The 6,000-nt window shown below is 38.1% G+C and carries 5 protein-coding genes and 1 rRNA gene; all 6 read left to right on the forward strand.

The window, feature by feature from the left end; genetic code table 11:
• The first annotated feature begins 33 nt into the window (after positions 1-33).
• Positions 34-636: an ExbD/TolR family protein gene (locus KSK37_RS13560; protein WP_088359368.1), complete on the forward strand. Its 603-nt coding sequence runs from the start codon at positions 34-36 to the stop codon at positions 634-636.
• A 7-nt stretch (positions 637-643) separates the two neighbouring features.
• Positions 644-1,210: an ExbD/TolR family protein gene (locus KSK37_RS13565; protein ID WP_217202063.1), complete on the forward strand. Its 567-nt coding sequence runs from the start codon at positions 644-646 to the stop codon at positions 1,208-1,210.
• A 29-nt stretch (positions 1,211-1,239) separates the two neighbouring features.
• Complete coding sequence (locus KSK37_RS13570; protein WP_088359370.1) at positions 1,240-2,079, forward strand: energy transducer TonB; 840 nt, start codon at positions 1,240-1,242, stop codon at positions 2,077-2,079.
• Between the two features lie 283 nt (positions 2,080-2,362).
• Positions 2,363-3,211, forward strand: coding sequence for a PstS family phosphate ABC transporter substrate-binding protein (locus KSK37_RS13575; protein WP_246566617.1), 849 nt, complete (start codon positions 2,363-2,365; stop codon positions 3,209-3,211).
• 93 nt (positions 3,212-3,304) lie between these two features.
• The gene (locus tag KSK37_RS13580; RefSeq protein ID WP_217202064.1) at positions 3,305-4,969 is read left to right on the forward strand and encodes a tetratricopeptide repeat protein; all 1,665 of its coding nucleotides are present in this window, start codon (positions 3,305-3,307) and stop codon (positions 4,967-4,969) included.
• Between the two features lie 709 nt (positions 4,970-5,678).
• A 16S ribosomal RNA gene (locus KSK37_RS13585) occupies positions 5,679-6,000 on the forward strand; the annotation flags it as partial.

The following is a 6,000-nucleotide window of genomic DNA, read 5'->3' on the forward strand; positions in this document are numbered from 1 at the left end:
AAATGTGAAGTTTAATAAAAAAATAAAAATATAATGGCGAGAGTCAAACCAAAAAGACATAATATTAGGGTAGATATGACGGCGATGACCGACGTATCCTTCCTACTCCTTACGTTCTTTATCCTTACGGCTCAGTTTGCAAAACCTGATGTTGAGACGATAACAACGCCATCTTCTATATCTGAGAAACTTCTTCCGGATGCGAGTTTAATGACTGTGCTGAGTACAACTGACGGCAAATTCTATTTTACTCCCGTTGAAAACGGAACCGAAAGAATGCAACTGTTAGATAAGATGGGAGAGAAATATGGTCTGAAATTTACTGACAAAGAAAAAGTGGCTTTCACTAATGTACAGTCAGTAGGTGTTCCGATGAACCAGTTGAAAGGGTATTTAGATCTTTCGGATGAAGACCGTAAGGCTTACAAAAGCCCTACCGGAGTTCCGATGGACAGTACCAACAAACAGTTAATCGATTGGGTTCAGCAGAGTTTAAATGTGAACCCGGACTATAAATTGGCGATTAAAGGTGATGTGCAAACCAAGTATCCGAAAGTGAAAGCTTTATTTGAAGGATTGAGAGATATTGATTTCTTGAAATTCTGGTTAATAACAAGTCAGGAAGTGGCACAATAATTAAGAAATGGCAGAAGTACAAGTAAAAGACAACAGCGGGAAAGGCGGAAAGGTACGCTCCAAAAAGCAGGCACCACACGTAGATTTAACCCCAATGGTGGATTTGGCGTTCCTTTTGATTACATTCTTTATGTTGGTTACGACTTTCAATAAACCGAATGTGATGGATTTAGGACTTCCGGCAAAACCGAAAGACCAGCAAAAACCACCTCCAACCGAGATTGATTTGTCAAACTCAATTTCAATAATCATAGGAAAGGACAATAGAATTTTCTATCATCAGTTAGATGCTGCAGGTCTTAATGACCAGACGCTTCAGGAAACGACGTTTGATAGAAATGGGATTACTAAAGTAATAGAGCAGGCAAAGGCCAGAGCTAAAGATCAGAGTAAATTTACTGTGATTATAAAGCCAACGGATGATGCTGTATATAAAAATTTCGTAGATATTCTAGACGAGATGGCAATTACTAAGAATGAAATATACGGTATTACCGATATTAAGCCTTGGGAAACTGCTGTTTATGAAAGAAAAGTGGGTGCTACTACTGCGCCTGCGGCTCCGACAAAATAGAATAAAAATTTAACAGTAAAGAAAGAATAATGGCAGAAGATAACACATACAACAGTAATCTTACTTTAGATGAAATTGTATTTGAAAATAGAAATAAGGCTTACGGTGCTTATGACTTGAGATCAAGTTACAGGTCCGTACTTACAAAAGCCTTTATTTTCGGTACGATTCTGTTTTGCGTTGCTGCGTTTACACCATTTGTGATAATGAAAATTAAACAAATGACTGCTAAAGATACGCAGGAAGTTAATGCAAAACTGATCGATATTGTACCGGAGGAAGACAAGATCATTGAACAGCCAAAAGATGAACCACCTCCACCACCGCCGCCACCAAAAGAAGAGCCAAAACAAGAGGTGATTCAGAACGTGGTTCCGGAACCGGTAAAAGCGCCGAAAGTAGAAACACCGCCGCCGCCAATTACTAAACAGCTGGAAACTACTACAGGATTGGAAAATCAGGAAGGAGTAAAAACCCCATCTTATACACCGCCGCCGCCTCCTCCGGGCCCAAGCAAATCCACAACAGTAGAGGTAAAACCACAGGTTTCCGAAACTCAGGTTTATACGGAAGTAGAGCAGTTGGCTGAATTCCCTGGAGGAATTAACTCTTTCAGAAGTAAGGTGCAGAACAGTTTTGATACTTCGGTAATGTCCGGAGATGAAGGAACTGTAAAAACTGAGATTACTTTTGTAGTGGAACGTGACGGTAGCATCACCGATGTGAAAGCAAATGGTCCTAATAAAGATTTTAATGCAGAAGCTATGAGAACAGTTAAATCTGTTAAAAATAAATGGGCACCTGCAAAAATCAACGGACAAGCTGTTCGATACCGATACAGATTACCGCTTACAATGCAGTTTGAATAATTCGATAAACGGATTTAATACTATAAAGAGAAGCATACGCTTCTCTTTTTTTAATTTTTTGTATTTTTGCTCATGATGTTTAACTGGTTGTCATTAGTTACAGGTTTTTTTTACATTGTTTTAGGGGTAGTTGTAATTATTTATAAATTTTTTATAATTTTCCTGGAACCAAATATTGCCTATTCTTTAGGTGCATTATTAATTCTTTACGGTATATTCAGAATCGTAAGAGCTATTTATAGAATACGACAGGATAAAAATGAAGTATAGTTTTCAAATTTTCATGATAAGTTTTTTTACATTGATCGTTTCATGTAAAAAAAGCGATAGGGTGGTAGATGATCCGCAGCAGGGAACAATTACTATTGCGGCCGATGAATCTTTTAAAAGTGTTTCAGAGGCACTTACCGAAAGGTATATGGCCCTTAATCCCAATACCAAAATAAATTTGGTGATCAAAAAAGAGGATATGGCTTTCCTCGACCTGCTTGAAAATAAAGTAAGAGTAATTGTTTTGTCCCGTGAATTAACGGATAAAGAAAAACAGGCTTATAAACAGAAAATCGATATGGAAATGCAGCCTGCAAAATTTGCAGCTGATGCTGTGGTGTTTGTCGTGCCCAAAAACTCCTCCAGAGAATCAATTACCATGGAGGAAATCAGAAAGGAACTGAATTCGGATACTAAAAATATTATTTTTGACGGTACCAACTCAAGCAATTTAAATTTTGTAGCTCAGAAATTCAATACTGCTCCGGCGAAATTGAAATTTTCCATTATCAGCGGAAACAAAAATATTATTGAAGAAATTAACAGCCACCCTGATAAAATTGGTGTTGTAAGTCTAAATACAATCAGCAGGCCTTACGATAAAGTATCCCAGGAATTAAGAAATTCCGTCAAGATACTTCCGGTGGTTTCTAAAAACATTTCTTATGCCCCCGAAATTGAAAACGTTCGGAGTATGAAGTATCCTTTTACCAGGATTTTGTATTTTATTACGAATGAACCATATTATGGGCTAGGAAATGGTCTCATTAGATTTTCATGTCAGCAACTCGGACAGATCGTAGTTGCAAAGGAAGGTCTTCAGCCTTACACGATTTTCAGAAGAGAAGTTCAGATGCGTTAATTTATTATAATTTTTTCGCTTGAATTTAGATTGTGAAGTTTTGGTATGGAAATTGGGATATTATTGGTGTAATTATTATTTAAACAAATTAAAATGAAAGATATAATGAAATTAACAAAAAAAGTTGCCTTCGGTGTTGCGGTAGGATTTTTTTCAAACTTTGCTTTTGCACAGACATTACAGGATGGTGTTGCAAATGCAGACAGTCATAAATATGCAAATGCAAAAGAGATATTCAATCAGATGATTGCAAAGTCTCCGTCAGCTGAAAATTATTTTTATTTAGGAAATTCTTACCTGACTCAGTTTGAACCAAACTTTGAGTTAGCTATGGAAAACTTTAATAAAGGTTTAGCTGCAGACAAAAAAAGCAATTTAAATAAAATAGGTTTGGCATCTGTTAAACTTGGAAAAGGAGATAAATCTGCGGTAGCAGAGATTCAGAATATTGTTAAAGATGCGAGAGATAAGGATTCTGAAGTTCTTTACAGAGCGGCAGAGGCTTTAACACTGTTTGGTGGTTCTGCAAATGCGGATTTAGCAATTGATTTCCTTAACAGAGCCGTAGAAAAATCTCAAAAAGGAGGAACACCGGCGTATTACTATTATACTCTGGGTGACGCTTACCGATTAAAACTGACTAACAATCCACAGGTTGCTGGTTCAGCAATGACGGCATATGATAAAGCTTTGCCTGTGGCAAAAAATAAAGCGTCCGTTTATACAAGAATTGGTACGCTTTGGATGCAGGCTCAGCAGTGGCAGAAAGCGAAAGAAAGTATCGACCGCGCTATTGCATCTGATGCAACCTATGCTCCGGCTTATAAAGCTAAAGCTGGTTATGATATCAAATATCAGCAGAATGCATTGGCAACTCAGGATTTGCTTAATTATGCGAAATATGCCGACGAAGATCCGGATACTCAGTTAGAAATTTCTAAGTTATTCTTCACGAATGAAGATTACACAAATTCAAAAATCTATTTAGATAAAGTTTTTGATAAGGTTAATGATCCGATTAAATATAAATTAAGAGCTTATCTTTTATTTTCGGACGGTAATTATAGCGAGGCAAAAGCAAGTATGGATCAGTTTATTTCAAAAGCTGAAAAAAGCAGAGTTCAGCCGGCAGATCAAGGTTTGTTAGGTTTGATCTCCGCAGGTTTGGCTCACAAAGAAACAGATGCTGCTAAAAAGACAGCTTTAACTGCAGAGGCTCAGCAAAAGATTGCTATTGCAAAAGCAGCTAAAGATGAAACTATGAACTGGGACGCAGAGCTGTTGAAAATTAAAGGAGGCGGAGCAGTCAATCAGTCTGTGGTGGATGCAGGAGCTACGAGCCCCGAAATTGAGCAGCTTAAGAAGAAGGTTGCAGCAAATCCGCAGGATACTGATGCTTTGTTTAAATTAGCAAATGCTTATCAGGAAGCTAAAAACTGGAATGGTGCGATTCTTTCTTGGCAGAAAATGAGCGGTTTGTTGCCAGATTGGGCACCTGCTTATTACAGCCAGGGATACTCTTACCAACAGGCTGGTAATAACGAGTTAGCTAAGATGTCTTATGAAAAATACATCTCCACAGTGAAGCCTGCTGAGTTGGAAGCTAACAAAGAGACTTTGTCTTACGCATATTTTGCGGTCGCATATTTGGTAAAAGACAGCGATCCGGCAAAAGCGAAAGAGTACGCGGCCAAATCCGTTCAGCTGAATCCTGGTTACCAGGACGCAGTAAACCTGAACAAGGCGCTGAATAAATAATGACAGATTAATATAAAAAGTCCCACTCATTAGAGTGGGATTTTTTTGTTTGAGGAATCATACAGAACCTATTTTAAACTAATTCCGGTGCTCCGCTGCTTTCCTTCGCTTTAATTATAAGCGGGACAGAATATCGGAAGATTTGCCTGACGGACGGTTTATGCGATTCTCCTTTCAGTACAACGATCTTTTTAGAAATTTTTCTTTCACACAATCAGGCAGTTGAGGATTTGGATTAAAATTACTTTGTATAATATTTGGAAACCGGCTGAAAGTGGGTATCTTTGCAATCCCAAATCGAGAGAGGCGGAGCGGAGTAGAAGATTGAAAAAGATTGAATAACAGAGGGATATGAACTGTAAAAAGTTTCAAAAATTTCCTTAAAAACATTTGGTCAATTAGAAAATAGTTTATACTTTTGCAGTCCCAATCAGAGAGATCTGTACGGGGAGCGAAGTAGAGATTATAGGGATTGAATTGTAATGAATGATGTTTAAGGCTTACTTAAAAAAGTTTTAAAATTTCTTTCAAAAACATTTGGTCACATAGAAAACATTTTATACTTTTGCACTCGCAAATCAGGAATAATACGACAGAAAAATTTCCTGAGAAGAGCGAAAAGAAAAGAGATCATTGACATACAAATAACAACCAAAAAAGTAAGGAAAAACTAAAGCGTCAATTAACTTTGAGTGAGTCAGACAAACATACAATGGAGAGTTTGATCCTGGCTCAGGATGAACGCTAGCGGGAGGCCTAACACATGCAAGCCGAGCGGTATTTCTTCTTCGGAAGAGAGAGAGCGGCGCACGGGTGCGTAACACGTGTGCAACCTACCTTTATCTGGGGGATAGCCTTTCGAAAGGAAGATTAACACCCCATAATATATTAGATGGCATCATTTGATATTGAAAACTCCGGTGGATAAAGATGGGCACGCGCAAGATTAGATAGTTGGTGAGGTAACGGCTCACCAAGTCAATGATCTTTAGGGGTCCTGAGAGGGAGATCCCCCACACTGGTACTGAGAC

Origin of the sequence: Kaistella soli (assembly GCF_019038595.1) — a bacterium.
Classification (GTDB): Bacteria; Bacteroidota; Bacteroidia; order Flavobacteriales; family Weeksellaceae; genus Kaistella; species Kaistella soli.

Bases quoted from the DNA above. Each gene is read 5' to 3' on its own strand.
- KSK37_RS13560 (WP_088359368.1), top strand. From the start codon at position 34: ATGGCGAGAGTCAAACCAAAAAGACATAATATTAGGGTAGATATGACG.
- KSK37_RS13565 (WP_217202063.1), top strand. From the start codon at position 644: ATGGCAGAAGTACAAGTAAAAGACAACAGCGGGAAAGGCGGAAAGGTA.
- KSK37_RS13580 (WP_217202064.1), top strand. From the start codon at position 3,305: ATGAAAGATATAATGAAATTAACAAAAAAAGTTGCCTTCGGTGTTGCG.
- KSK37_RS13570 (WP_088359370.1), top strand. From the start codon at position 1,240: ATGGCAGAAGATAACACATACAACAGTAATCTTACTTTAGATGAAATT.
- KSK37_RS13575 (WP_246566617.1), top strand. From the start codon at position 2,363: ATGATAAGTTTTTTTACATTGATCGTTTCATGTAAAAAAAGCGATAGG.